The following is a 23,489-nucleotide window of genomic DNA, read 5'->3' on the forward strand; positions in this document are numbered from 1 at the left end:
GCCCTCAGCCCGAACGCATCACGGCGCGCTCCGCAAGGGGCGCGCCGTTTTCGTTTTGGCTAGAGTCGCAAGCCGACCTCGCCGCTCCGGCGTCCGACAAATCAGGGGTTGAGGGCTGCTATCCGGGTGTCGCCAGCTTGGTTCATGACTGCGACATGCGGCGAAGGGCCGATGATCTGCGCCATTGCAAAGCCGTAGACCCGTTCCGCGTTTTGCCACCGACCGCTTGGGGCTCTGAAGTCGGTGATCGTGGTGTTTCGAGTCTCGAGATCATACCGGCCGATAATCGGTCCGGCTCGGGTGGGGGAGCTGAAGTAGACCGCCCCATCGTGAATGGTCACATAGCTGGCGTCAGAACTAGAATCTGGATCGACATCGGCGCCGAAATCAACCGTAACGAGGGTGGCCGGGCTTTGCGCTCCATTGTCGTCGATCTGATACAGAGCATTAGGCTCAGGGTAGCGAGATCTCAGATAGATCTGTCCGCTCGCCTGGTCTCGCAGAGCCTCGCCGCTGAAGCTCGATAAATGGCACATTGGTTGATCTGCTGGGATCATCGCGACGGGCCGGAAACTGGCTTCCACGCGTTCCAGTACGATCCAATTGCAGGAGCGCCCTTCATTGCGAAGCACGGCGATACGTCCCGTGGGCATGATTAGGGCTTGGTCAGGTCTGCTTCCTGGTAAAATCGACGTGCCTTGGATGTCGCCATCAGTGTCCAAAAAAATCGCCTGGGCTCCAGCACGCCCCGAAGGTTGCGCCACGACGAGAAAGCCGTTCTCCCAGGGGACTGCATCATAGACCCGGGCGAAGTGAGCGCCCCTCTGAATCTCCTTCAGCTTCAAGGAGCCGTCGGCGGCGCGAGAAGCGCAGGTCAGTCCGCCACGCGGGCCGGAAAAATAGCCGTTGCGAACCGCCGTTAGGCCGCACCCGAAAGGCGACTCCCCCGCGGCGCCGAACATGGTTTGAAGCGCGGGTTCGGAATTATATGGGAAGCCCGGCTGCGCGGAGGACAGGGCCCATACTCCAGCCTTCCGTAGGAAGATAGAAGGCGCGATGTCGGTCTGGGCAAGGTGTCCGCGGGATTTCGCGCACGACGGGACAATGCTCGCAGCCGCCATCGTCGCAACGAGCGCCAGCTTGGTCGTGAATCTCATGATTGCCTCGGTCGAAATCAATGACGTTCATTCGTACGGCGAACGCAGTTCAATGCGGCAGTCTGGAGGAAACGTGCCGGTCTGCAATGGGGTCAAGAGCGGACAAAGTCCTCCAGTCGGCAGGGTGTTTTCGGCCGGGCCTCGCAATTGGCCTCGCTCGTGACCATGTCGGGCGCTGACCTTTTCCACGGCCCCGGACACCCCTCATGGACCTTCAACTCACCGGCAAGCGCGCCCTGATCTGCGGCGGCTCCAGCGGCCTGGGACGGGCCGTGGCGAGGGCTCTGGTGGCCGAGGGGGCGCATGTGGCCCTGCTGTCGCGCGATGCGGTCAAGCTGCAGGCTGTGGCGGATGAATTGAACGCCATGGGGCCGGGGCGGGCGGTGATCGCCCCGGCCGATCTGGCGGATCATGCGGGGCTGTTGAAGGCGGTGGACACAGCCGAGGCGGCTCTGGGCGGGCCGATCCAGATCCTGCTGAACAACACCGGCGGGCCGCCGCCGTCGGGGGTGAACGGGCTGGAGCCCTCGGTCTGGCGCGACCATTTCGAGTCCATGGTGCTGTCGGTGTTTCGCCTGACCGACCGAGTGCTGCCCGGAATGCGGGCCATGGGCTGGGGGCGTATCCTGAACGTCGCCTCCATCACCGTGATCGAGCCGGTCGGGACGCTGGGCGTGTCCAACACCCTGCGCGCCTCGGTGGCGGCCTGGGCCAAGACCCTGGCGGGCGAGGTCGCGGCCAATGGGGTGACGGTCAACACCCTGTTGCCGGGTCGCATCGACACCCCGCGCATCGAACGCCTGGACGCGGCCCGCGCCGCCGCCACGGGCGTCGAGCCCGCCGAGGCGCGCGCGGAATCCGTCAAGTCCATCCCGGCAGGCCGCATCGGCACGACCGAAGAGTTCGGCGCCGTCGCCGCCTTCCTGGCCAGCCCGCTGGCCGGCTATGTCACCGGCTCGCTGATCCGCGTGGACGGCGGGGCGGTCAAGGCGATCTGATCCCCGGTTGCGGCGCGGGCGGGGGCGGGCGTCTGATCAGGCCGCCCAAGGCGATGCGCGACTGGCCGTAGTCCAGGGTAATGCGGCTGAACCGGGTCAGGATGTCGGCCCCCAGCAAGAGGGCGGGCTGTTCAGACAGTCCCAGCACCCGAAAGGCGTGCAGTTCGCCGAACAGCAGGGGCGTGGTCCCCAGCTCGCGCCGCACCAGACGCAGGCTGGAGACGGCGCCGCTATCGACCCGCAACGACTGGCCGATGACGCCGTAAACCTGAATGGACCGACGCGCGGCGGGACCGATCCGGGCGTCGATGGCCCGCATCAGGGCCAGATTGGCGATGGAATACTGGGCGCCGCTGTCGACGAAGGCCACGGCGGGCACGCCCTCGACCTGGACCTGGGTCAGGATCAACTGGCCGAAACGGCCGCTTTGCGCCGGGGTGATGTTGGTGCGCATCCGGCTGGCCATGCCGAAGGCGATGCCGCGCTCGACCACGTCGGGGCCGGACGGCGCCATCATCACGCGGCGCTGGCGCAGCTCCAGCGTCAGGCGAAACCGCGACAGGACGTCCAGCCCCAGAAGCCCGTCGGCCCCCAGCACCTGATGGGGAAAGACCGGCGGGGTCAGGTTGGTGAAGCGCCGCCCCGAGAAGTCCAGTCGCGGCAGATGGACCGTTCGCACCATCTCCGCCGCCGTGATGCCGTGCACCAGCAGGTCTGGGCCGGGCCTCAGGTTCAGTTCATTGGCCAGACGGTCGGAGACGGCGGTGCGTTCGGCGCCGGTGTCGATGACGAACAGGGGCTCGCGACGGCTGCCCAGGTTCACCTTGACGCCCATCCGGGTCAGCAGGTTCTCCAGCAGTCGCGCGGTTTCGTCGGGTTCAGGAAGCGGCGGCTGCGACGGCGGGTCCTGAGCGGCGGCCGGGCCGGCAAGGGCCAGGCTGAAGGCGCCGCCGACCGACAGCGCAAGCGCCGCTCGGCGGGACGGCAGGCTGACGGACTCCGGTCGGCGCAAGGCCTGCCTCCACGTCGCGATCCATCCCCATACGGAGAATAGGCGCCAATTCCCTCCGCTGAACAGTCAGCCGCGCGGGTGCGCGTCGGCATAGGCGGCCAGCAGATGGGCCGCGTCGACCTGGGTGTATTTCTGCGTGGTCGAGAGACTGGCGTGGCCCAGCAGTTCCTGGATCGACCGCAGGTCGGCGCCGGCCCCCAGCAGGTGGGTGGCGAAGCTGTGGCGGAGCGCATGGGGCGTGGCCGAGGCGGGCAGGCCGAGGCGCCCGCGCAACCGCTGAACCGTGGCCTGGACCTGACGGGGGCTCAAGGGGCCGCCGCGTTTGGCGCGCAACAGGGGCTGATCCGCCTCGAGGATGAAGGGTTGCAGCGCCAGATAGGCGTTCACCGCCTCGCGCACCTGGGGCAGGACCGGGGCCATCCGCATCTTGTCGCCCTTGCCGGTGATGCGCAGGGCGTCGGGCAGGGGGGCGTCGGAGCGTTTCAGCGACAGGGCCTCGGAAATCCGCAGGCCGCAACCGTATAGCAGGGTCAGGACAGCGCGGTCGCGCGCGGCCTCCCAGGGTTCGGCGTCGGGATCGGTCTCGGATTCGTGCAGCAGGCCCCGGGCCTGATCCTCCGTGACCGGGCGGGGCAGGGACGGCTTGACGCGCGGGCCGCGCACCAGGGCCAGCTGCGGCGCGGCTACGCCGCAGCGCCGGTCGAGGAAGGCGTGAAAGCCGCGAATGGCGGCCAGCGTCTGGCTGAGCGAGCGGGCGTTCAGGGGGCGGTCGCCGCTTCTGCGCTCGGCCAGATGGGCGCGGACCTCGGCGGCGGTGACGGCGCCGAGATCAGACAGGGTCTGAGGCTCGCCGCGATGACGCTCCAGAAAGGCGACGTAGAGGCGGCCTATGTGGCCATAGGCCTCCAGCGTGCGCGGCGACAGGCGACGCTCGTGCGCCAGATGCTCGAGCCAGGCGAGGAGCGCCTCGGGGGCTGTCAGGCCTGCGTCGGCCATCGTTCGGCCATGCGTTCCACCACGCGGGTGATGAAGGCCACCAGTTCGCAGCCCATGGCCGGGGTGAAGCCGTCGTCCTCGTGCGAACCGAAGGCGCACAGGGCGGGGCGGGCGCCGTCCGAGCCGGGGAGATGCAGGCTCATCCGCACCAGGGCGACGGATTTCACCTCGCCCTCGGCGGGACCGAACAGGTCCAGGCCGGTGAAGTTGGGGCCGAGCCATTCCAGACCGTCGTCGCCCAGCAGGGCGTCGACGCGGCCCGGCTCCAGCGCCTTCCAGCCGAAGGGGACGACGCCGGGCTTCTCGATGGCGATGGCGCCGCCCGCCAGGCCGAAGCGGGCCTGAGACGTGGCGTCCAGCTGACGCGACAGCTCGGCGTGGGTGGTCGCCTCCATCAGGTCCAGGGCCGAGACGTGGGTCTGGGTCTGGGCGGCGAAGTTGGCGCGGGCGATCTCTTCGATCTGTTTCCGTGCGCCGGCCTCGCGCTGAACCACGGCTTCGAGCCGGGTCAGGGCCGCGCGGCCGAAATCGACCACGTTGCGGCCGGTGGCGCGCAGGCCGAGTTCTTCCAGCAGGGTGCGGTCGTCCAGCAGACGATCCGGGTGGGCGTTCAGCCAGGCCCGCACCTCGGGCCAGTGAAGGCCCTCGGCGGCGTCAGAAGAGAGGTCCAGGGAAGTGCTCAAGCGGACCTCTTTCCGGGTCGGGATTTACAGAATGGACTGACCGGTCTTGCCCCAGTCCGCCAGGAAGGCATCAAGCCCCTTGTCGGTTAACGGGTGCTTTACCAAGGCCTTGAAAGTGTCAGCCGGCAGGGTGGCGGCGTCGGCGCCGGCGATGGCGGCGGCGGTGACATGGTCAGGGTTGCGCAAGGACGCGGCCAGGATCTGGGTGTCGAAATCGTGGATGTCATAGAGGGCGCGGATTTCCTCCAGCAGGCCCACGCCGTCGGCGCCGACGTCTTCCAGACGACCGACGAAGGGCGAGATGAAGGTGGCGCTCGCCTTGGCGGCCAGCATGGCCTGGGCGGCGGAGAAGCAGAGGGTGACGTTGGTCTTGATCCCCTTGTCCGCAAAGGCCCGCGTGGCGCGCAAGCCATCCCAGGTCAAGGGCAGCTTGACGACCACGTTCGGGGCGATGGCGGCCAGCTTGTCGCCCTCCTTCACCATGGTCTCGAAATCGGTCGCCACGGCCTCGGCGGAAATCGGCCCCTCGACGAGGGCGCAAATCTCAGCGATGACCTCGGCGATGTTCCGACCCGACTTGGCGATCAGCGACGGATTGGTGGTGACGCCGTCCACCATCCCGGTGGGCAGCATGTCCTTGATGACGGCGACGTCGGCGGTGTCGAGAAAGAGTTTCATGGGACAGGGTTTTAGCGCCGACGAAGGCGAAGGGCGAGCCTCCTTTTTCCTCCCCACTCTGTGGGGAGGGGGACCACGAAGTGGTGGAGGGGCTCTTCGGGGGATCAGCAGCAGCCCCTCCGTCTCGTCGGCTGCGCCGCCGATCCACCTCCCCATTTTATGGGGAGGAGAAGCCGCATGATCGTCGCCTCCGTCCTCATTCCCCTGCCGGTGCCCGAGGCCTTCGATTACGAGGTCCCGGAGGGACTGACGGTCGTGCGCGGCGATCAGGTGACCGTGCCGCTGGGGCCGCGTCTGATCCGGGGCGTGGTCGCCGAGGTGTTCGAGACGACGGGCTCGAACCGGCGGCTCAAGGCCATCGATCAGGTGCTGAGCGAGCATCGTCTGCCGGAGCGGACTCTGACCTTCGTCGAGTGGGCCGCACGCTGGACCCTGAGCCCGCCGGGCGAGATGGCGGCGACGGCCTTGAAGGGCCTGCGCGCGCCCCGGCCCCGGCCTGAGCGGCGGGTCAAACGGGTCGAAGGGCGCCATCCCGCCCGCCCCACGGCGACGCGGACGGCGGTGCTGGAGGCCCTGGGCCAGAAGACGATGACCAGCCCCGATCTGGCGCGCGCGGCGGGCGTTTCGACGGGCGTGGTCAAGGGACTGGTCGACGAGGGCGTGCTGACGGTCATCGAGATCGAGGCGGTCGCCGCATTCGACGCGCCCGATCCCGATCATGCGCCTGCGACCCTGAACCCGGATCAGGCGGCCTCGGCCACGGCCATTGCGGAGGCTGTGGCCAAGGGCGGTTTCGCCCCCTTCCTGCTGGACGGGGTGACGGGCTCGGGCAAGACCGAGGCCTATCTGGAGGCGGCGGCGCGGACGCTGCGCGCCGATCCGAGCGCGCAGGTGCTGATCCTGCTGCCGGAAATCGCCCTGACCCAGGCCCTGATCGAGCGGATCACCGCCCGCTTCGGCGCAGCCCCGGCAGAATGGCATTCGGGCGTGACCCCGCCGCGCCGTCGTCAGGTGTGGGAGGCGGTGGTCGCCGGGCGTTGCAACATCGTGGTCGGGGCGCGCTCGGCCCTGTTCCTGCCCTACGCCAACCTGAAGCTGGTGGTGGTGGACGAGGAGCACGACGGTTCGTTCAAACAGGAAGAGGGTCTGGTCTATCACGGCCGCGATCTGGCCGTGGCCCGCAGCCGCATCGAGGGGGCGACCGTGGTCCTGGCCTCGGCCACCCCGTCGCTGGAGACCCTGTGGAACGGCCGCCAAGGCCGCTACGGCTGGCTGAAGCTGGCGGCGCGGCACGGGTCGGCGGTTCTGCCGGACATCGACCTGATCGACCTGCGCACCTGTCCGCCCGACCCGCAGACCTGGCTGTCGGCCCCCTTGCGCGAAGCCATCGGCGAGACCTTTGCGCGCGGCGAACAGAGCCTGCTGTTTCTGAACCGGCGCGGCTACGCCCCCGTCGTCCTGTGTCGCGCCTGCGGCCACCGGCTGACGGCGCCGGATACGGACAGCTGGCTGGTCGAGCATCGCTATACCGGGCGGCTGGTCTGTCACCTGACCGGCTTCTCCATGGCCAAGCCCAAGCTCTGTCCCTCGTGCGGGGCCGAGGACTCGCTCGTGCCGGTGGGCCCTGGCGTCGAGCGGGTCGAGGAGGAGGTGCGCCAGCTCTTCCCCGAGGCCCGCACCGCCATCTTCAGCTCCGACACCGTGCCGGACGGCGCCTCGGCGCGCGCCCTGATCCAGTCGATGGCCGAGGGCGAGATCGACATTCTGGTGGCCACCCAAGCCGCAGCCAAGGGCCACAACTTCCCGCGTCTGACGCTTGTGGGGGTGGTGGACGCCGACCTGGGCCTGCGCGGCGGCGACCTGCGCGCGGCCGAGCGGACCTATCAGCTGCTGGCCCAGGCCACGGGCCGGGCGGGGCGGGCGGACAAGCCGGGCCGCGCCCTGTTGCAGACCTGGACCCCCGAGCATCCGGTGCTGATGGCCCTGGCGGCAGGCGACCGGGACGCCTTCGTCGAGGCCGAGATGGGTGAGCGCGAGGCCGCCTCCCTGCCGCCGCACGGCCGTCTGGCGGCGATCATCCTGTCCAGCGAGAACGCCATGGCGGTCGAGAAGGTCGCCCGCGACCTGGCCGAGGCCATCCCCAACGCCGAGCGGCTGGAGGTCTATGGCCCCGCTGACGCGCCCCTGGCCCTGGTGCGCGGGCGACGGCGCAAGCGGCTGCTGGTCCGGGCCGATCGGGACGTCAACCTGCAAGCCTTCCTGCGCGCCTGGCTGGCGCGGGTGAAGGTGCCGGCCTCTGTGCGGCTGACGGTGGATGTGGACCCCTATAGTTTTCTTTGAGCGAAGGGCGCTATCGCTCGCGACGCGGTCGCTCGCTGCTTGAGCGAGTTTTAGGCGCTACCGCTCGCCGCGCGGCGGCTCGCTGTTTGAGCGCCGCCCCTCACCTCCGCTCACCCCGGCGGACGCCGGGGCCCAGTGAGAGCCTCAGACGCTGGGGCTTGAAGCCAAAGAACTGGATCCCGGCGTCCGCCGGGATGAGCGGGAAGTGGGAGGCTCAGCGCGGCTCGGTCAGCCTGATCTCGAACAGGCTGGGCCAGTTCTTGCCGGTGACGAACAGGCGGCGGGTCTTCTCGTCCCAGGCGATGCCGTTCAGAACGTCGTCGGCGGGGTCCTTCACCTGATCGGCACGCAGCAGGCCCTTCAGGTCGATGACCCCGACCACATGGCCCGAGGCCGGGTCGATCCGCACGATGTAGTCGGTCTGCCAGACGTTGGCCCAGACCTCGCCGTCGATCCATTCCAGCTCGTTCAGCTGGCGCACCGGACGACCGTTCAGGGTGACGGCGACGCGGCCCGTCTCGGCCATGGTGGCGGGATCGAAGAAGCGTAAGTTCGGCGAGCCGTCCGACAGGATCAGCCGCATCCCGTCGTGGGTCAGGCCCCAACCTTCGCCCGCATAACTGAAGCGTTCGGTCGGAGTGAGATCATCGGCCTTCCAAACGAAGGCGACGCCATTGGTCCAGGTCAGACTGATGACGCGGCCGTCGATCTCGGTCAGGCCTTCGCCGAAATATTCGGCGTCGAGGTCGCGCTTTTGCAGCACGACGCCGTCTTCCAATCGTACGCGCCGGACGCCTGAGGGGGCGCGGCCGGTGCTCTCGATCAGTTCGCCGTCGCGAAAGACCAGGCCCTGGGTGAAGGCGGTCGGGTCGTGGGGGAATGTCCGGACCACCTCATAGCCAAAGACCGGCGCACGGGCGGCGGGGGCGCTGGAAGGGGCGGCCGGCCCCGGCGACTGCGCCGCCGCCGACGCAGGAAGCGCCAGCAGCAGCATCGCCAGGACCGGCCAGATAGGCACGATCAGACGCCGGGTTCGGCGGTTTCGGCCTTGTTCAGGGCCGCTTGCGCGGCTTCCTGGGCCTTGGCCTTTTTGATCTGCGCATTGCGCGACCACATGTTCAGCACCTCGACCAGGGCCGAGAAGGCCATGGCGGCGTAGATATAGCCCTTGGGCACATGGACGCCGAAGCCGTCGGCGATCAGCACCGCGCCGATCATCAGCAGGAAGCCGAGCGCCAGCATGACGATGGTCGGGTTCTTGTCGATGAAGTTGGCCAGCGGGTCCGAAGCCAGCAGCATGACCAGGACGGCGATGACCACGGCCACCATCATGATCGGCACGTGATCGGTCATGCCGACGGCGGTCAGGATGGAGTCGATCGAGAAGACCAGGTCCAGCAGGATGATCTGGAAGATGGCCGAACCGACATTGTTGATGACGACGTCCTTCTTGTCCTTCTCCAGCATGTCGTTGGACGGGGCGACGTCCACGGCGTGGTGGATTTCCTTGGTGGCCTTCCACACCAGGAACAGGCCGCCGGCGATCAGGATCAGGTCGCGCCAGCTGAAGGCGGTGTCGAAGCTTTCACCCTGGAGGCCCAGGTCGAAGACGGGGGCGGTCAGGCCGACGATCCAGCCGATGGCGGCCAGCAGGCCCAGGCGCATGACCAGGGCCAGGCCGATGCCGATGCGGCGGGTGCGCTGGCGATGCTCGGGCGGCAGCTTGTTCGACAGGATCGAGATGAAGATCAGGTTGTCGATGCCGAGCACGACTTCCATGACCACCAGGGTCACGAGGGCCGCCCAGGCGGCCGGGTCGCTCAGCAGGGGAGTTATGCTTTCAAGCATCGGAGTTCCAGAATGTGATGATAGCCATAAGCGGTAACGGGAACGTGAGGTTGCATCAAGCAGGCAGGGGCGGCGATGACGTCGCACCCGGGCGCCGCAGGGGTCTGGAGTCCGGCGAAAGAGCGCGGGTGCGACCTTATCGTTCCGTTCCCGTCGGTTGCGAGCGCGGACCTTGCGTGTTATCAGCCGCGCGGCTTTGACGAAGGATGCATCGCAAGATGTGTCCCAAGTATGCTTTCCATAAGCAAATCAAGCCCTTGTCTGGCGCGGGAGATCGCGGCCGGACTCGACCCAAACGCTTCAAATCGCGGACCTTTATTACGTGGCGGACGATTTCAGAACGACGGAAGTCGGCGGACGGTATGCTCAGGCGCTGTTCGACCTCTCGCAAGAGACGGGGGCGCTCGACGCCGTGCGCGGCGATCTCGCCTCGCTGAAGGCCGCCTGGCTGGAAAGCGCGGACCTGCGCCGCCTGGCCCAGTCGCCGGTCATTTCGGCCGAAGACCAGGGCAAGGGCCTGTCGGCCATCGCCGACAAGGCGAAGTTCAACCCTGTCACCCGGAAGTTCCTCGGCCTTCTGGCTGAGAACGGCCGCGCGCGCGACCTGCCCGGCGTGATCGCCGGCTTCCAGGCGCTGTACGCCAGGCTGACGGGCGTCGTGGCCGCCGAGGTCGTCTCGGCCCTGCCGCTGTCGGCGGCCCAGACCAAGAGCATTCAGTCGGCCCTGCGCACGTCGCTGGGTCGCGATCCCGAACTGACCGCCCGCGTCGATCCGTCGATCCTGGGCGGCCTGAAGGTCAAGGTGGGGTCGAAGCTGTTCGACGCCTCGCTGAAGACCAAGCTCGACCAGATGAAGTTTGCCCTCAAGCGCGCGTAAGCGCGCGCCGAACAAGAATGCAGCGCGCCTGACGGCCCGCACCGAAGACGAAAGCCAGAGAGCCCACCATGGACATCCGCGCCGCCGAAATCTCGGCCATCCTCAAGTCGCAGATCGCCAACTTCGGCGTTGAAGCCGACGTTTCCGACGTCGGCCAAGTGCTGTCCGTCGGCGACGGCATTGCGCGCATCCACGGTCTGGACAATGTCCAGGCCGGCGAAATGATCGAGTTCCCCAAGGCCGGCGTGAAGGGCATGGCCCTGAACCTGGAGCGCGACAACGTCGGCGCCGTGATCTTCGGCGCCGATGCTCAGATCGCCGAGGGCGACGAAGTCCGCCGTCTGGGCGAGATCGTGGACGTGCCGGTCGGCAAGGGCCTGCTGGGCCGCGTCGTCAACCCGCTGGGCGAGCCGATCGACGGCAAGGGCCCGATCCAGTTCACCGAGCGTCGCCGCGTCGACGTCAAGGCCCCGGGCATCATTCCGCGTAAATCGGTTCACGAGCCGATGCAGACCGGCCAGAAGGCGATCGACACCCTGATCCCCGTCGGCCGCGGCCAGCGCGAGCTGATCATTGGCGACCGTCAGGTCGGCAAGACCGCCATCGCCATCGACACCATCCTGAACCAGAAGAAGGTCAACGCCTCGACCGACGAATCGGCGAAGCTGTACTGCATCTACGTCGCCATCGGCCAGAAGCGCTCGACCGTCGCCCAGATCGTCAAGACCCTCGAAGAGTCCGGCGCTCTGGAATACACCATCGTCGTCGCCGCCACGGCTTCGGAACCGGCTCCGCTGCAGTTCCTGGCCCCGTTCGCCGGCACCGCCATGGGCGAGTTCTTCCGCGACAACGGGATGCACGCCCTGATCGTCTATGACGACCTGTCCAAGCAGGCCGTGGCCTATCGTCAGATGTCGCTGCTGCTGCGCCGTCCGCCCGGCCGTGAAGCCTACCCGGGCGACGTCTTCTACCTGCACAGCCGCCTGCTGGAGCGTTCGGCCAAGCTGAACGAGGACAATGGTTCGGGCTCCATGACGGCTCTGCCGATCATCGAAACCCAGGCCAACGACGTTTCGGCCTACATCCCGACCAACGTGATCTCCATCACCGACGGCCAGATCTTCCTGGAATCGGACCTCTTCTACCAGGGCATCCGTCCGGCCGTGAACGTCGGCATCTCGGTGTCGCGCGTCGGCTCCTCGGCCCAGATCAAGGCGATGAAACAGGTCGCAGGTTCGATCAAGGGCGAGCTGGCCCAGTACCGTGAAATGGCCGCCTTCGCGAAGTTCGGCTCGGACCTGGACGCCTCGACCCAGAAGCTGCTGGCCCGCGGCGCCCGCCTGACCGAGCTGCTGAAGCAGCCGCAGTACTCGCCGCTGGCCGTCGAGGAGCAGGTCGTCTCGATCTACGCCGGCACCCGCGGTTACCTGGACAACGTGGCGGTGTCGGACATCGGCCGTTTCGAGAGCGAGCTCTTGGCCCGCGTCCACTCGAACCACGCTTCGCTGCTGGAAGGCATCCGCACCAAGAAGGCTCTGACGCCGGAACTGGAAGCCGAACTCAAGGACGTCCTGGCCGCCTTCGCCAAGACCTTCGCCTAAGCACTGACCAGAGAGCGAGAGTAGCGCCGGATGGCCAGCCTCAAGGAAATGCGCAATCGGATCGGAAGCGTCAAGGCGACGCAGAAGATCACGAAAGCCATGCAGATGGTCGCCGCGGCCAAGCTGAAGCGCGCGCAGGAGCAGGCGGAGAACGCCCGCCCCTATGCGACGCGGATGGCCTCGGTCATCGCCAATCTGGCGGCTGGCGTCTCGGGCGACAGCGCGCCGAAACTGCTGGCCGGCACGGGCGCCGACCAACGTCACCTGATCGTGGTCGCCACGGCGGACAAGGGTCTGGCGGGGGGCTTCTCGTCCAACGTCGTCCGCGCCGCCCGCGACCGGATCAACAGCCTGATCGCCCAGGGCAAGGACGTTCGCGTCATCGCCGTGGGCAAGAAGTCGCGTGATCCCCTGACGCGCCTGTTCGGCGACAAGGTCGTCAAGACCTTCGAGCTGAGCGAGCACAAGGTCCTGGGTCTCGCCGCTGCGCAGCCGATCGCCGAACTGATCGCCGAAAGCTTCGAAGGCGGACAGGCTGACGTCGTCACCCTGTTCTACAGCAAGTTCCAGTCGGTGATCGCCCAGATCCCGACCGCGAACCAGCTGATCCCGGCCGTCGTGGCCGGCGACGCCGAGCCGATCGACCTGAACGGCGCGGTCTACGAGTATGAGCCCTCGGAAGAGGAAATTCTCGAGACCCTGCTGCCGCGCAACCTGACGACGCAGATCCTGGCCGCCCTCTACGAAAACCAGGCCGGCTTCTTCGGCGCGCAAATGGCCGCGATGGACAATGCCACGCGCAATGCGGGCGACCTCATCAACAGCCTGACGCTCCAGTACAACCGCAAACGCCAGGCCCAGATCACAACCGAGCTGATCGAGATCATCGCCGGCGCCGAAGCGCTCTGATCCCGACCCGCCAGACATTCCGATACGGACACGCACGATGACCGACACCACCGCCCCGAAGAAAACCGCAGCCAAGAAGCCGGCTGCTCCCAAGAAGGCAGCAGCCGCCGCCGTCGCTGGCCAAGTCGCAGGCACGGGCAAGATCGCCCAGGTCATCGGCGCCGTCGTCGACGTTGAGTTCTCCGGCGCCCTGCCGGCGATCCTGAACGCGCTGGAAACCCAGAACGTCGACCAGAAGACGGGCGAGCCCTTCACCCTGGTCCTCGAGGTCGCCCAGCACCTCGGCGAGAACATGGTCCGCGCCATCTCGATGGACACCACCGAGGGCCTGACCCGCGGCCAGGCCGTCGTCGACACCGGCAAGTCGATCATGGCGCCGGTCGGCCCGGGCACGCTCGGCCGCATCATGAACGTCGTCGGCCAGCCGATCGACGAAGCCGGTCCGATCCAGACCACGGAATACCGCTCGATCCACCGCGAGGCTCCGACCTTCGAAGAGCAGTCGACCTCGTCGGAAATCCTGGTCACGGGCATCAAGGTCATCGACCTGATCTGCCCCTACACCAAGGGCGGCAAGACCGGCCTGTTCGGCGGCGCCGGCGTCGGCAAGACCGTGACCATGCAGGAACTGATCAATAACATCGCCAAGGCTTACGGCGGTTATTCGGTTCTGGCCGGCGTGGGTGAACGCACCCGCGAAGGCAACGACCTGTATCACGAGATGATCGAGTCCAACGTGAACGTGGACCCGGCCAAGAACAACGGCTCGACCGAGGGCTCCAAGTGCGCCCTGGTTTACGGCCAGATGAACGAGCCTCCCGGCGCCCGCGCTCGCGTCGCCCTGACCGGCCTGTCGATCGCAGAATATTTCCGCGACGAAGAAGGCAAGGACGTGCTGCTGTTCGTCGACAACATCTTCCGCTTCACCCAAGCTGGTTCGGAAGTGTCGGCTCTGCTGGGCCGCATCCCCTCGGCCGTGGGCTATCAGCCGACGCTGGCCACCGAGATGGGCAACCTGCAAGAGCGCATCACCTCGACCAAGAAGGGCTCGATCACCTCGGTACAGGCCATCTACGTCCCGGCCGATGACTTGACCGACCCCGCGCCCGCCGCCTCGTTCGCCCACTTGGACGCGACGACCGTTCTGAACCGCGACATCGCGGCCCAGGCCATCTTCCCGGCCGTGGACCCGCTGGACTCGACCTCGCGCATCATGGACCCGCTGGTCATCGGCGAGGAACACTACCGCGTCGCCCGTCGCGTTCAAGAAACCCTGCAGCAGTACAAGGCGCTGAAGGACATCATCGCCATCCTGGGCATGGACGAACTGTCGGAAGACGACAAACTGGTCGTGTCGCGCGCTCGCAAGATCCAGCGCTTCCTGTCGCAGCCCTTCTTCGTGGCTGAGCAGTTCACCAACTCGCCGGGCAAGTTCGTCGAGCTGAAAGACACCATCCGTTCGTTCAAGGCCATCTGCGACGGCGAGTACGACCACCTTCCGGAAGCCGCCTTCTACATGGTCGGCGCCATCGAAGAAGTCGTCGAAAAAGCCGCCAAGATGGCTGCGGAAGTCTGATTCATGGCGGGTAAGCTGAACTTCTCCCTCGTCGCCCCGGAACGCGAAATCTTCGCGGGCTCGGTCGATCAGGTCGATGCGCCGGGCGTCGAGGGCGACTTCGGCGTCCTGCCCGGCCACGCGCCCTTCATGACCACCCTGCGCGAAGGCGTGGTGACGGTCTATGACGGCGCGGCGCGTCGTCAGTTCATGGTCAAGGGCGGTTTCGCCGACGTCAACGCCCAGGGCCTCAGCATCCTGGCCGAAGAAGCGTCTGAAATCGTCGAAGCCTGAGGCTTCTGCGACGCGGACAAGATCAGGGCCCCTCGCTTCGGCGGGGGGCTTTTTTCGTTGCGCCAACCACAAGACCGCTCATCCCGGCGGAGGCCGGGATCCAGTCCTTTGGCTTCAAGCGCGACGTCAGAAGTTGCGAAGATTTGGCCGGGTCAGGTGCGCGCGGCTCTCACTGGATCCCGGCGTCCTCCGGGATGAGCGGGAGGGGCCTTAGCTCCTCGGCAGGTCCTCGAAGGCCGCCACCACCTGCTGATAGACCTCGCGCTTGAACGGCACGATCAGGCCGGGCGCTTCCTCCAGCGCGCCCCAGCGCCAGGCGTCGAACTCCGGCTCGCCGTGGGCGGCCAGGTCGAATTCACTGTCATCGCCCGTGAAGCGGAAGGCGAACCAGACCTGCTTCTGGCCCTTGAAGCCCTTCCATGCCTTGGGTCCGTCCATGCCCTCGGGGAAGTCATAGACGATCCAGCCTCCGGTGCGGCCCAGCAGCTCGACTGAGCGCACGCCGGTTTCTTCCTGCAGTTCGCGCAGCGCAGCCGCCTCCAGGTCTTCGCCCTCGTCGACGCCGCCTTGCGGGAACTGCCAGTTCCACGGCTCGGGCGTGTTGGCGCGGCGGCCCAGCCAGACCTGTCCAGCGGCGTTGAACAGCACCACCCCGACGTTGGGGCGATAGGCGGAAAGATCGGTCTGGCTCATCCGTCCCGATTACGCCGAGGCGCGACAGCCCGCCAGCCGTAACCGAGCCTTAAGCGGGCGGGGAATAGGTAGAGGCATGGATCGTCGCGCACTGATCGGCCTCGCCGCCCTGGGAACCGCACTCGTCGCTGCTGAGGCTGAAGCTTCCGGCAAGAGCGAAGGCGGCGGCGCGCCCGCAAACGCCTATATCCCCCTGCCCACGGCCACGGCCACCATCCTGCGCCGCGACGGGCGGCGCGGGGTGATGACGGTCGAGGTCGGGGTCGATGTGGCCGACACCGCTCTGCGCGCCCGCGCCGACCAGTCCAGGCCGCGCCTCAGCGCCGCCTATAACGAAGTGATCCGGCTGGCGGGCGAACGCATCCTGCCGGGCGCCCCGCCGGACGTCGAATGGCTGAGCCGCGCCTTGCAGGCGGCCACCGACCGGGTTCTGGGCAAGCCGGGCGCCAAGCTGCTGCTCGGCACGGTGATGGTGGTTTAGCGCCGTCGTTCTTGATCCTCCCCCGCTGCGCAGGGGAGGATTGAGGGGTTTCAGTCCTGCGTCGGGCTGGGCCGGCTGGCGTCGCCATAGGTCAGGGCCAGGAAGACGTCTTCCAGGTCCGGGTCCTCTGTGGCGATGTCCTTGATCTTCACGCCGGCCGCGCGGACGGCCATCAGCACCTGCTCGACGCTGGATTCGCCGGTGCGATAGGTGACGACAAAGGCCCCGTGCGGGCGCGGCGCGACGGCGAAGCCCTTCAGTTCAGGCAGAACCTCCTGCGCCGTCTCCGGCGTCACCACCACATTGCGCGTGTCCAGCCGCTTCAGCAGTTCGCGCGTCGGCTCGCAGGCCACGACCTCGCCGCGGTTGATGATGGCGATGGTGTCGCAGAGTTCCTGCGCTTCTTCGAGGTAGTGGGTGGTCAGGATGACGGTGACGCCTTCCTCGTTGATTTTGCGCACGTATTCCCACAGCTGGCGGCGCAGCTCGACGTCCACGCCCGCCGTCGGTTCGTCCAGGATCAGCACCGGCGGATTGTGCACCAGAGCCTTGGCCACCATCAGGCGGCGCTTCATGCCGCCGGACAGGGCGCGGACATAGGCGTTGGCCTTGTCCGACAGGCCCAGCGCCGCCAGCAGTTCATCCGAGCGGCGCTCGTTGGCCGGCACGCCATAGAAGCCGGCCTGAACCTCCAGCGCCTCGCGCGGGGTGAAGAAGACGTCGGCGACGATCTCCTGGGGCACCACGCCCAGGGCGGCGCGCGCGTCGCGGGCCTCGTGGTCGATATCGCGATCCCAGATGCGGACCGTACCCTCGGACTTGTTCACCACCCCGGCGATGATGTTGATCAGGGTCGACTTGCCCGCGCCGTTCGGCCCCAGAAGCCCGAACATCGAGCCGCGCGGCACCGTCAGGTCGACGCCGCGCAGGGCCGTCTTGGCCGGCGACTTCTTGTTGCCCGCATAGGTCTTCTTCAGGCCCCGCACCTCGATGGCGTTGACGGGCAGGGCAGGGGTCTCGGTCATGCGGGCGTTCACTCGGGCGGCGGGAAGCGTGCGGCATAGGTAGGGCGCGCAGGCGCATTCGCCAAGGCGCTGTCGTGCGACGCAGAGACAAGTTTCCGTGTCTTTGTGTAAATGATGCTTGACGCATGTTTTCGGCATGTCTAGGGTCCTTGTCATAAGGACAACCTACCTTGATGGAGAGACGTTCATGACCGCCCTGCAAGCCTCGACCAAGAAGCCGCTGATCAAGACCCGCCTGATCGGCTTCGCCGCCATGGGCGTCTGCGTCCTCGGCTACACCGGCATGGGTCTGGCCCTGCTGGCCGGCAAGCTGGAGCATCTGGACATGACCCATGCGGCCCTGCTCGCCGCCGTCGCCGCCCTGATCGGCGAGATCGGTCTGTGGGTCGGCGCCGGCTGCCTGGGCCTGACCCTGTTCAAGAAACGAAAGGCCATGCTGGACAAGCTGTTTGGCCGTAAGGGCCAGCCTGCGATCCCGACCTCCGAGGTTTGACCTAAAGGTCCGGTCCGCCTAGGGAAGGCGCAAGCCTTCCAGACCGGACCGGACCCCATGCCTCCCCGCCATACCGACGCCGTCATCCCCGCCCCCGAAGAGATCGTGGTCTCGTCCAAGCGCGTCGCCTGCGACGGCGGCGGCGTTCTCGGCCATCCGCTGGTCTATCTTGAGATGGGCGAGGACGACTTCGTCGAGTGCGGCTACTGCGACCGTCGCTTCGTCCTGTCGGCGCATTCGCACCCCGAGAACGAATACCTGGACCCGGCGGCCCGCCCGCCCGAGGCCCACTGAGCCATGCGCTATCTGCACACCATGGTCCGGGTGAAGGACCTGGAGGCGTCGCTGCACTTCTATCGTGACCTGCTGGGTCTGGTGCAGACGCGCCGGATGGACTCAGAGGCCGGGCGCTTCAGCCTGATCTATCTGGCTGCGCCCCAGGACAAGGCCCGCGCCGAGTCAGAGAAGTCGCCCGAGGTCGAGTTGACCTTCAACTGGGACCCCGAGGACTATCAGGGCGGTCGCAACTTCGGCCACCTGGCCTTTGCGGTCGACGACATCTACGCCGCCTGCCAGCGTCTGATGGATGGAGGCGTGACGATAAACCGCCCGCCGCGCGACGGCCACATGGCCTTCGTCCGCTCGCCCGACGGCATCTCGATCGAACTGCTGCAGGCTGGCGAGCGTCTGGCCCCCGCCGAGCCCTGGACCTCCATGCCCAACGTGGGAGCCTGGTGATTTGACGTCTGCGCGTCTGATCGCCCTGCTGGCGGCGATCGCGGCTCTTGCCGGTTGCGCCTCGGTGACCGAGACCAATCCGGCGCGGACGGCCACCGACATGCTGCTGGTCAACCGCGCCGCCGACCGCGCGGTCGAGGGCCTGACCCTGCCGATCCCGCAAGGGGCGCGCGTCTTCATCGACGAGACCTATTTCCAGGCCGAGAACGCCCGCTATGCGTTGAGCGCCATCCGAGCGGCCCTGTCGGACGCCGGCTACGCCATCAGCCGCGACCGTGACAGCGCCGACGCCATCTTCGAGGTCCGCGCCGGCGCCCTGTCGCTGGAGCAGATGCGCCGGGTCATCGGCATCCCCGACATGCGGGTGCCGATCAACGAGACGCTGAACGTCGTCTCCATCCCGGAACTGTCGATCTACTCCAATCGCGACCGCATGGGCGTGGCCGAGTTTTCGGGCTTCCTCTACGACGGTCGCACCGGCCTGCCGCTGGGCGCGGTCACGCCGATGATCGGCCAGTACAAGATCCGCAGTCACAAGGCCTTCATGATGATCACCTGGGGCCAGCAACTGGCCCAGCCGGGCGAGCGCGATCCGGGGTCGAGCTGGAAAGAGTTCTGAAGCTTTCTTCCGCCTGCTGACCAGAGACAGGGGCGACGGGCCGTGTTAGGGCGCGGGTGAGCATAAGTCCGCCCTCTCGCCGCCGCCAAAGAGCCGCCCTTGTCCTTCTTTCACGCCGGTCCCGCGCCGAAAGGCCTCGGCCCTCGACCCGGCGCCCTGCGCGACGGGCTGAGCCTGCGTCCGGGAATGAAGGTCGGCCTGTTCGGCGGCTCCTTCAACCCGGCCCACGACGGCCACGCCCATGTGGCCGAAACGGCGATGCGACGTCTGGGCCTGGACCGGGTGGTGTGGCTTGTCTCGCCGCAAAACCCGTTGAAGTCGAACCATGAGACGGCGCCGCTTGCCGACCGCATGACGTCCGCCAGGGCCGTCGCCGCCACGGTCGGGCCCGCCATGATCGTCTCGGATTTCGAGACCCGCGCGGGGGTGCATTGGACGGTCGACACCCTGCGCCTGCTGAAGGCCCGCTATCCCGGCGTCCAGTTCGTCTGGCTGATGGGATCGGACAATCTGGCCAGCTTCCATCGCTGGCGGGGCTGGACCGACATCATGCATCTGATGCCGGTGGCGGTGATCGCCCGGCCCGGCAGCCAGCTGGACAGCCGCACCGCGCCGGCCGCTTCCCGCTACGCCCGATTCCGCATCCCGGCGCCGCGGGCGGGCCTGTTGCCAAGCTTGCATGCGCCCGCCTGGACCTATCTGACAGCGCCGCTGAATCCCCGCTCTTCCTCGGCGATTCGTCGAGGCGAGGCGCCGATTCCCGGCGGTGGGTGACCTTTCGGCGGGAACGTGCTAGGTTGCCGCTTTAGTAATCTCCCCGGAGCCCTCCGCTGACCCCCTCGCCCGCGCACGATGCGCAAGACGCCGCCGTTTCCAACGCGGCCCACGAAATGGACCCTATGGATCCCGTCCATTCCGATGACGGTCAGACCGAAGGCGGTCCCAGTTTCGGCGATCAAGCCCCGCTTCCCGTCGGCCTGACCGATCTGGAACGCGCTGTCATCGCCAAGCTCGACGACGACAAGGCCCTCGACATGGTCCTCATCGACCTGCGCGGCAAAAGCCCGATGTCCGACGCCATGATCGTGGCTTCGGGCCGGTCGAACCGTCACGTCGGCGCCCTGGCCGACCACCTGCTGCGCCTGTTCAAGGAAATGGGTCTGGGCAAGGTCAAGGTCGAGGGTCTGCCTCACTGTGACTGGGTCCTGCTGGATGCCGGCGACGTCATCGTTCACCTGTTCCGCCCCGAAGTGCGCACCTTCTACAACATCGAGAAGATCTGGGCCGTCGACAGCGCCCACCGCGGCGCCGGCGCCGCCTGATCCTCGGACTGAGCTGACTCCATGAAGCTGGCGATCGCGGCCATCGGCAAGCCGGGCCGCGGTCCCGAGGCCGCCCTGGCCGACGACTATGCCCGGCGGGCGACCCTGGCGGGTCGTCCTCTGGGGCTCGGTCCGCTGGAGCTGCTTGATCTCGAACCCCGCAAATCGGGCAAGGCGCCCGAGGCCGAACTGATCCTGGCCGCCGCCGAGGGCGCGCACCTGATCGCCTGCGACGAGCGGGGCAAGACCTATTCATCCCGCGCCTTCGCCGACCACATCGCCGCCCTGCGCGATCAGGGCGAGCGGCGCCTGGTCTTCGCCGTCGGCGGGGCTGACGGGCTGGACGCAAGCGTTCGCGCCGCCGCCCGTTCGACCCTGGCCTTCGGACCGCAGACCTGGCCCCACGCCCTGGCTCGCGCCATGCTGGCCGAACAGCTTTATCGCGCCGTGACCATCCTGTCCGGCTCCCCCTATCACCGCGACTGATGCGCCGGGAAGCGGGGCTTCTGCTGTTGTCGTCGGGGCTGGCCCTGATGCTGGCCGGTCCGGCGTCGGGGCAGCGCGCGCCGGCGCCCGATCCTGAACTGACCCGGCTTCAGGCCGAGTATCGCGACGAGACTGCGCGCGCGCGACGTTTGCGCGCCGAGGCTGCGGCTGCGGGCGATGAGGTGGTCGATCTGGACCGCCAACTGGCCGAACTGCGCCGGGCCGAGGCGGCGGACGACGTGCAGATGGAATCCCAGCGCGCCCGCCTGAAGGAGCTGGGCGAACGGGAGGCCGCTCTGGTCGCCTCCCTGTCGCGCGAACGCGCCAGTCAGGGACGCCTGCTGTCGGCCCTGCAGATGATGAGCCGCAAGCCGCCGCCGCCCCTGCTGATCCCGGCGGACAAGGCGATCGACACGGTGCGCGCCTCCATCCTGATCCGCGCCATGACGCCAGAGCTTCAGGCGCGCGCGAAGGCGCTGGTCGAGCGTCAGGCCGAGGTGATCCGCATCCGCCGCCTGGCCGCCCTGTCCAGCGAACGCCTGTTCACCGTCGAGAGCGCGCAGGGCGATCGCCGGGCCGAGATCGAGAGCCTGTCGGCGCGAAAGACCGCCCTGCGCGCCGTCCTGCGCGCCGAGGCCGCTCGTGCAGAGCGTGCGACTCGCGCCCTGGAGGCCCGCATCCGCGCGCTGGGCGGCCAGACCCCGGTCGTCGCCGAGGCGGCGGCAGAGGTCGCCGCCGCCCGCCTGCCGGCCGGTCGCAGCCGCCTGACCGCACCGGTGCAGGGCGCGCCGTCGCAGCGGTTCGGCGGGGGCTCCAGCGGCTGGCGCTGGCGCTCCAGTCACGAAGTCATCGCCGCGCCGGCCGCCGCTCGCGTCGCCTACGCCGGGCCGCTGAAGGAGTGGGGCGAGGTGGTGATCCTGGATCTGGGGCCCGGCTGGCGCGTGGTGGTGGCCGGGCTGGACCAGCTGTCAGTCGACACCGGCCAGCGGGTCGCCGACGGTCAGGCCCTGGGTCGCACCGGCGAGGACGGCGAGGCCTATTTCGAACTGCGTCGCGACGAACGGCCCATCGACCCCGCCCCCTGGCTCCAATAGGGCCGCGGCGGAGCGAAAGTCCTTTCAAATCCGCGCTGAGGCTGATTGTATCGAGAAATCCGACGGCGGCGTCTGAACACGCCGACGCCTCCCTGGACGACCGGAGCCCGCGCGGGTCCGATGGAAAGACACCGAATGCGTAAACTGCTTCTCATCGGTTGCGCCGCCCTGGCCCTGGGCGGGTCGGCGGCGGCTGTCGCCAGCCAGACTCCGCGCAACGAGACCTTCCGCATGCTGCAGATGTTCGGCGACGTGCTGGGCATCGTCGAACAGGCCTATGTGGTGCCGGTCGACAACAAGAAGCTGATAGAGGCCGCCCTGTCGGGCATGATGACGGCGCTTGACCCGCACTCCAACTATCTGCCGCCCAAGTCCTATGGCGAACTGCGTGAACGGACGACGGGCGAGTATTCCGGCGTCGGCCTGACCATCACCTCCGAGGGGGGGCTGGTGAAGGTCATCTCGCCGATGGACGACAGCCCCGCAGGCCGCGCCGGGGTTCAGGCGGGCGATGTCATCAGCGCCATCGACGGCCAGAACGCCGCCGGTCTCACCGTTTCCGAAGTGTCCGAAAAACTGCGCGGGGCCATCGGCGCCAGCGTCACGGTGACCTTCCTGCGCGACGGCGAGGAGCCGCGCGAGGTCGTGCTGACCCGCGAGGTCATCAAGGTCGAATCCGTAACCGGCCGTCTCGAAGGCGACTTCGGCTATCTGCGGGTCTCGACCTTCAACGAGAACACCGGCCGCGAACTGACGGAAACCATCAACCGCCTCAAGGCCGAGAAGCCGGGCCTCAAGGGCTATGTCCTGGACCTGCGCAACAACGGCGGGGGCTTGCTGAACGCCGCCATCGACGTGTCCGACGCCTTCCTGGAACGCGGCGAGATCGTCAGCCAGCGCGGCCGCAAGCCCGATGATATCGAGCGCTACGCCGCCAAGTCCGGCGACCTGACCGGCGGCCTGCCCCTGGTCGTGCTGATCAACTACGGCTCGGCCTCGGCGTCCGAGATCGTGGCCGGCGCGCTGAAGGACCAGGAGCGGGCCACCGTCGTGGGCCTGACCAGCTTCGGCAAGGGATCGGTGCAGACGGTCATTCCGCTGCGCGGCGGCGCCGACGGCGCCCTGTCGATCACCACGGCGCGCTATTTCACGCCGTCGGGCCGCTCGATCCAGAAGATCGGCATCGAGCCGGATCTGGAAGTGGCGCGGTCTGAGGCCGAGGCGCGCATCGTCTCGCGCTCCAGCTTCATCTATTCGGAGGCCGCCTACGCCACCGCGCTGGACTCCTCCATCGGCGCAGAGCGCAAGGGACCGCACACCCCGCACGAGGCGCCCGGCGCGGACTTCGACAAGACCAAGGATTATCAGTTGCAGCGCGCCCTGGACGTGCTGCGCGCGGGCGGCGACCTGACGCGGCTGGCGGCCGCGCCGGAAAACGTCGTGGTCACCGCGGCGGGTTCCGAGCCGGTCGAGACGGCCGAGGCCGCGACGCCGAAGGTGACGGTGACGCCCGATGCGTCCGCCCCGCCTGCGCGCCTGCCGGAGATCACGCCCGGCAATGAGCCGAAGAAGGACTGATCGCGTCTGGAC

General features: G+C 67.8%; 26 protein-coding genes. 17 read left to right on the plus strand and 9 right to left on the minus strand.

Going from position 1 to position 23,489, the window contains the following annotated elements; all coding sequences use genetic code 11:
- Positions 1-101 precede the first annotated feature (101 nt).
- Positions 102-1,157 carry a hypothetical protein gene (locus tag ACOZBP_RS09825; RefSeq protein WP_422676249.1) on the minus strand — a complete coding sequence of 352 codons (1,056 nt, stop codon included), beginning with the start codon at positions 1,155-1,157 and terminating at the stop codon, positions 102-104.
- Between the two features lie 206 nt (positions 1,158-1,363).
- Between ACOZBP_RS09825 and ACOZBP_RS09830 the strand changes: the two genes are divergently transcribed.
- On the plus strand, positions 1,364-2,155 hold the full coding sequence (locus tag ACOZBP_RS09830; protein WP_422676250.1) for an SDR family oxidoreductase: 792 nt from the start codon (positions 1,364-1,366) through the stop codon (positions 2,153-2,155).
- Here ACOZBP_RS09830 and ACOZBP_RS09835 read toward each other — a convergent pair.
- The 4 genes from ACOZBP_RS09835 to fsa form a co-directional block, all read right to left on the minus strand.
- Complete coding sequence (locus ACOZBP_RS09835) at positions 2,142-3,167, minus strand: retroviral-like aspartic protease family protein (RefSeq protein ID WP_422676251.1); 1,026 nt, start codon at positions 3,165-3,167, stop codon at positions 2,142-2,144. The two genes, ACOZBP_RS09830 and ACOZBP_RS09835, sit on opposite strands and share 14 nt — an antisense overlap.
- A gap of 66 nt (positions 3,168-3,233) precedes the next feature.
- A complete protein-coding gene (locus ACOZBP_RS09840; protein WP_422676252.1) occupies positions 3,234-4,163 on the minus strand; it encodes a tyrosine recombinase XerC in 930 nt (309 codons plus the stop codon).
- The gene (locus ACOZBP_RS09845) at positions 4,145-4,846 is read right to left on the minus strand and encodes a DUF484 family protein (RefSeq protein ID WP_422676253.1); all 702 of its coding nucleotides are present in this window, start codon (positions 4,844-4,846) and stop codon (positions 4,145-4,147) included. Before ACOZBP_RS09845 ends, ACOZBP_RS09840 begins: the two co-directional genes overlap by 19 nt.
- 24 nt (positions 4,847-4,870) lie before the next feature.
- A complete protein-coding gene (gene fsa, locus ACOZBP_RS09850; RefSeq protein WP_422676254.1) occupies positions 4,871-5,524 on the minus strand; it encodes a fructose-6-phosphate aldolase in 654 nt (217 codons plus the stop codon).
- A gap of 177 nt (positions 5,525-5,701) precedes the next feature.
- Here fsa and ACOZBP_RS09855 point away from each other — a divergent pair, with 177 nt between their 5' ends.
- Entirely contained in the window at positions 5,702-7,864 is a 2,163-nt protein-coding gene (locus ACOZBP_RS09855; RefSeq protein WP_422676255.1) for a primosomal protein N', read from the plus strand.
- Positions 7,865-8,078: 214 nt separating this feature from the next.
- On the opposite strand, the gene ACOZBP_RS09860 is transcribed toward ACOZBP_RS09855, so the two are convergent.
- Positions 8,079-8,858 carry a glutaminyl-peptide cyclotransferase gene (locus ACOZBP_RS09860; protein WP_422676437.1) on the minus strand — a complete coding sequence of 260 codons (780 nt, stop codon included), beginning with the start codon at positions 8,856-8,858 and terminating at the stop codon, positions 8,079-8,081.
- A 26-nt stretch (positions 8,859-8,884) separates the two neighbouring features.
- A complete protein-coding gene (locus ACOZBP_RS09865; protein ID WP_422676256.1) occupies positions 8,885-9,712 on the minus strand; it encodes a TerC family protein in 828 nt (275 codons plus the stop codon).
- A gap of 322 nt (positions 9,713-10,034) precedes the next feature.
- Here ACOZBP_RS09865 and ACOZBP_RS09870 point away from each other — a divergent pair, with 322 nt between their 5' ends.
- The 5 genes from ACOZBP_RS09870 (at position 10,035) to ACOZBP_RS09890 (ending at position 14,948) form a co-directional block, all read left to right on the plus strand.
- The gene (locus ACOZBP_RS09870) at positions 10,035-10,589 is read left to right on the plus strand and encodes a F0F1 ATP synthase subunit delta (RefSeq protein WP_422676257.1); all 555 of its coding nucleotides are present in this window, start codon (positions 10,035-10,037) and stop codon (positions 10,587-10,589) included.
- 68 nt (positions 10,590-10,657) lie between these two features.
- On the plus strand, positions 10,658-12,190 hold the full coding sequence (gene atpA, locus ACOZBP_RS09875) for a F0F1 ATP synthase subunit alpha (RefSeq protein WP_422676258.1): 1,533 nt from the start codon (positions 10,658-10,660) through the stop codon (positions 12,188-12,190).
- A gap of 30 nt (positions 12,191-12,220) precedes the next feature.
- Positions 12,221-13,099, plus strand: coding sequence for a F0F1 ATP synthase subunit gamma (locus ACOZBP_RS09880; protein WP_422676259.1), 879 nt, complete (start codon positions 12,221-12,223; stop codon positions 13,097-13,099).
- Between the two features lie 37 nt (positions 13,100-13,136).
- Positions 13,137-14,675, plus strand: a complete 1,539-nt coding sequence (gene atpD / locus ACOZBP_RS09885; protein ID WP_422676260.1) for a F0F1 ATP synthase subunit beta — start codon at positions 13,137-13,139, stop codon at positions 14,673-14,675.
- A 3-nt stretch (positions 14,676-14,678) separates the two neighbouring features.
- Positions 14,679-14,948: an ATP synthase F1 subunit epsilon gene (locus ACOZBP_RS09890; RefSeq protein WP_422676261.1), complete on the plus strand. Its 270-nt coding sequence runs from the start codon at positions 14,679-14,681 to the stop codon at positions 14,946-14,948.
- A 210-nt stretch (positions 14,949-15,158) separates the two neighbouring features.
- Here ACOZBP_RS09890 and ACOZBP_RS09895 read toward each other — a convergent pair whose 3' ends face one another.
- Positions 15,159-15,641 carry an RNA pyrophosphohydrolase gene (locus tag ACOZBP_RS09895; protein WP_422676262.1) on the minus strand — a complete coding sequence of 161 codons (483 nt, stop codon included), beginning with the start codon at positions 15,639-15,641 and terminating at the stop codon, positions 15,159-15,161.
- 76 nt (positions 15,642-15,717) lie between these two features.
- Between ACOZBP_RS09895 and ACOZBP_RS09900 the strand changes: the two genes are divergently transcribed.
- Positions 15,718-16,122, plus strand: coding sequence for a Tat pathway signal protein (locus ACOZBP_RS09900; RefSeq protein ID WP_422676263.1), 405 nt, complete (start codon positions 15,718-15,720; stop codon positions 16,120-16,122).
- Between the two features lie 50 nt (positions 16,123-16,172).
- Here ACOZBP_RS09900 and ACOZBP_RS09905 read toward each other — a convergent pair whose 3' ends face one another.
- Positions 16,173-17,147 carry an ABC transporter ATP-binding protein gene (locus ACOZBP_RS09905; protein ID WP_422676264.1) on the minus strand — a complete coding sequence of 325 codons (975 nt, stop codon included), beginning with the start codon at positions 17,145-17,147 and terminating at the stop codon, positions 16,173-16,175.
- 187 nt (positions 17,148-17,334) lie between these two features.
- Between ACOZBP_RS09905 and ACOZBP_RS09910 the strand changes: the two genes are divergently transcribed.
- The 9 genes from ACOZBP_RS09910 to ACOZBP_RS09950 all read left to right on the plus strand — a co-directional run bounded on the left by ACOZBP_RS09910 (position 17,335) and on the right by ACOZBP_RS09950 (position 23,477).
- A complete protein-coding gene (locus tag ACOZBP_RS09910; protein ID WP_422676265.1) occupies positions 17,335-17,640 on the plus strand; it encodes a hypothetical protein in 306 nt (101 codons plus the stop codon).
- Positions 17,641-17,697: 57 nt separating this feature from the next.
- Positions 17,698-17,934 (plus strand): zinc-finger domain-containing protein, encoded by a 237-nt coding sequence (locus ACOZBP_RS09915; RefSeq protein ID WP_292035349.1) that lies wholly within the window; start codon positions 17,698-17,700, stop codon positions 17,932-17,934.
- Between the two features lie 3 nt (positions 17,935-17,937).
- The gene (locus ACOZBP_RS09920; protein ID WP_422676266.1) at positions 17,938-18,378 is read left to right on the plus strand and encodes a VOC family protein; all 441 of its coding nucleotides are present in this window, start codon (positions 17,938-17,940) and stop codon (positions 18,376-18,378) included.
- A gap of 1 nt (position 18,379) precedes the next feature.
- Entirely contained in the window at positions 18,380-18,997 is a 618-nt protein-coding gene (locus tag ACOZBP_RS09925; protein WP_422676267.1) for a DUF6655 family protein, read from the plus strand.
- A 99-nt stretch (positions 18,998-19,096) separates the two neighbouring features.
- Entirely contained in the window at positions 19,097-19,771 is a 675-nt protein-coding gene (locus tag ACOZBP_RS09930; protein ID WP_422676268.1) for a nicotinate-nucleotide adenylyltransferase, read from the plus strand.
- A gap of 116 nt (positions 19,772-19,887) precedes the next feature.
- Positions 19,888-20,319 carry a ribosome silencing factor gene (rsfS, locus tag ACOZBP_RS09935; RefSeq protein ID WP_422676269.1) on the plus strand — a complete coding sequence of 144 codons (432 nt, stop codon included), beginning with the start codon at positions 19,888-19,890 and terminating at the stop codon, positions 20,317-20,319.
- A 21-nt stretch (positions 20,320-20,340) separates the two neighbouring features.
- Positions 20,341-20,805 carry a 23S rRNA (pseudouridine(1915)-N(3))-methyltransferase RlmH gene (rlmH, locus tag ACOZBP_RS09940; RefSeq protein WP_422676270.1) on the plus strand — a complete coding sequence of 155 codons (465 nt, stop codon included), beginning with the start codon at positions 20,341-20,343 and terminating at the stop codon, positions 20,803-20,805.
- The gene (locus tag ACOZBP_RS09945; RefSeq protein WP_422676271.1) at positions 20,805-21,899 is read left to right on the plus strand and encodes a murein hydrolase activator EnvC family protein; all 1,095 of its coding nucleotides are present in this window, start codon (positions 20,805-20,807) and stop codon (positions 21,897-21,899) included. The genes rlmH and ACOZBP_RS09945 overlap by 1 nt, the downstream gene beginning before the upstream one ends.
- A 135-nt stretch (positions 21,900-22,034) precedes the next feature.
- Positions 22,035-23,477 (plus strand): S41 family peptidase, encoded by a 1,443-nt coding sequence (locus ACOZBP_RS09950; RefSeq protein WP_422676272.1) that lies wholly within the window; start codon positions 22,035-22,037, stop codon positions 23,475-23,477.
- The last annotated feature ends 12 nt before the right edge of the window (positions 23,478-23,489 follow it).

Origin of the sequence: Brevundimonas sp. NPDC058933 (assembly GCF_049315965.1) — a bacterium.
In the GTDB taxonomy this organism is placed as follows: domain Bacteria; phylum Pseudomonadota; class Alphaproteobacteria; order Caulobacterales; family Caulobacteraceae; genus Brevundimonas.

What these genes read in the sequence shown, in the direction of transcription:
- ACOZBP_RS09825 (WP_422676249.1), bottom strand. Translation starts at nt 1,157, where the DNA reads ATGAGATTCACGACCAAGCTGGCGCTCGTTGCGACGATGGCGGCTGCG.
- ACOZBP_RS09830 (WP_422676250.1), top strand. Translation starts at nt 1,364, where the DNA reads ATGGACCTTCAACTCACCGGCAAGCGCGCCCTGATCTGCGGCGGCTCC.
- ACOZBP_RS09840 (WP_422676252.1), bottom strand. Translation starts at nt 4,163, where the DNA reads ATGGCCGACGCAGGCCTGACAGCCCCCGAGGCGCTCCTCGCCTGGCTC.
- fsa (WP_422676254.1), bottom strand. Translation starts at nt 5,524, where the DNA reads ATGAAACTCTTTCTCGACACCGCCGACGTCGCCGTCATCAAGGACATG.
- ACOZBP_RS09855 (WP_422676255.1), top strand. Translation starts at nt 5,702, where the DNA reads ATGATCGTCGCCTCCGTCCTCATTCCCCTGCCGGTGCCCGAGGCCTTC.
- ACOZBP_RS09860 (WP_422676437.1), bottom strand. Translation starts at nt 8,858, where the DNA reads ATGCTGCTGCTGGCGCTTCCTGCGTCGGCGGCGGCGCAGTCGCCGGGG.
- ACOZBP_RS09865 (WP_422676256.1), bottom strand. Translation starts at nt 9,712, where the DNA reads ATGCTTGAAAGCATAACTCCCCTGCTGAGCGACCCGGCCGCCTGGGCG.
- atpA (WP_422676258.1), top strand. Translation starts at nt 10,658, where the DNA reads ATGGACATCCGCGCCGCCGAAATCTCGGCCATCCTCAAGTCGCAGATC.
- ACOZBP_RS09880 (WP_422676259.1), top strand. Translation starts at nt 12,221, where the DNA reads ATGGCCAGCCTCAAGGAAATGCGCAATCGGATCGGAAGCGTCAAGGCG.
- atpD (WP_422676260.1), top strand. Translation starts at nt 13,137, where the DNA reads ATGACCGACACCACCGCCCCGAAGAAAACCGCAGCCAAGAAGCCGGCT.
- ACOZBP_RS09890 (WP_422676261.1), top strand. Translation starts at nt 14,679, where the DNA reads ATGGCGGGTAAGCTGAACTTCTCCCTCGTCGCCCCGGAACGCGAAATC.
- ACOZBP_RS09895 (WP_422676262.1), bottom strand. Translation starts at nt 15,641, where the DNA reads ATGAGCCAGACCGATCTTTCCGCCTATCGCCCCAACGTCGGGGTGGTG.
- ACOZBP_RS09900 (WP_422676263.1), top strand. Translation starts at nt 15,718, where the DNA reads ATGGATCGTCGCGCACTGATCGGCCTCGCCGCCCTGGGAACCGCACTC.
- ACOZBP_RS09905 (WP_422676264.1), bottom strand. Translation starts at nt 17,147, where the DNA reads ATGACCGAGACCCCTGCCCTGCCCGTCAACGCCATCGAGGTGCGGGGC.
- ACOZBP_RS09910 (WP_422676265.1), top strand. Translation starts at nt 17,335, where the DNA reads ATGACCGCCCTGCAAGCCTCGACCAAGAAGCCGCTGATCAAGACCCGC.
- ACOZBP_RS09915 (WP_292035349.1), top strand. Translation starts at nt 17,698, where the DNA reads ATGCCTCCCCGCCATACCGACGCCGTCATCCCCGCCCCCGAAGAGATC.
- ACOZBP_RS09920 (WP_422676266.1), top strand. Translation starts at nt 17,938, where the DNA reads ATGCGCTATCTGCACACCATGGTCCGGGTGAAGGACCTGGAGGCGTCG.
- rsfS (WP_422676269.1), top strand. Translation starts at nt 19,888, where the DNA reads ATGGACCCTATGGATCCCGTCCATTCCGATGACGGTCAGACCGAAGGC.
- rlmH (WP_422676270.1), top strand. Translation starts at nt 20,341, where the DNA reads ATGAAGCTGGCGATCGCGGCCATCGGCAAGCCGGGCCGCGGTCCCGAG.
- ACOZBP_RS09945 (WP_422676271.1), top strand. Translation starts at nt 20,805, where the DNA reads ATGCGCCGGGAAGCGGGGCTTCTGCTGTTGTCGTCGGGGCTGGCCCTG.
- ACOZBP_RS09950 (WP_422676272.1), top strand. Translation starts at nt 22,035, where the DNA reads ATGCGTAAACTGCTTCTCATCGGTTGCGCCGCCCTGGCCCTGGGCGGG.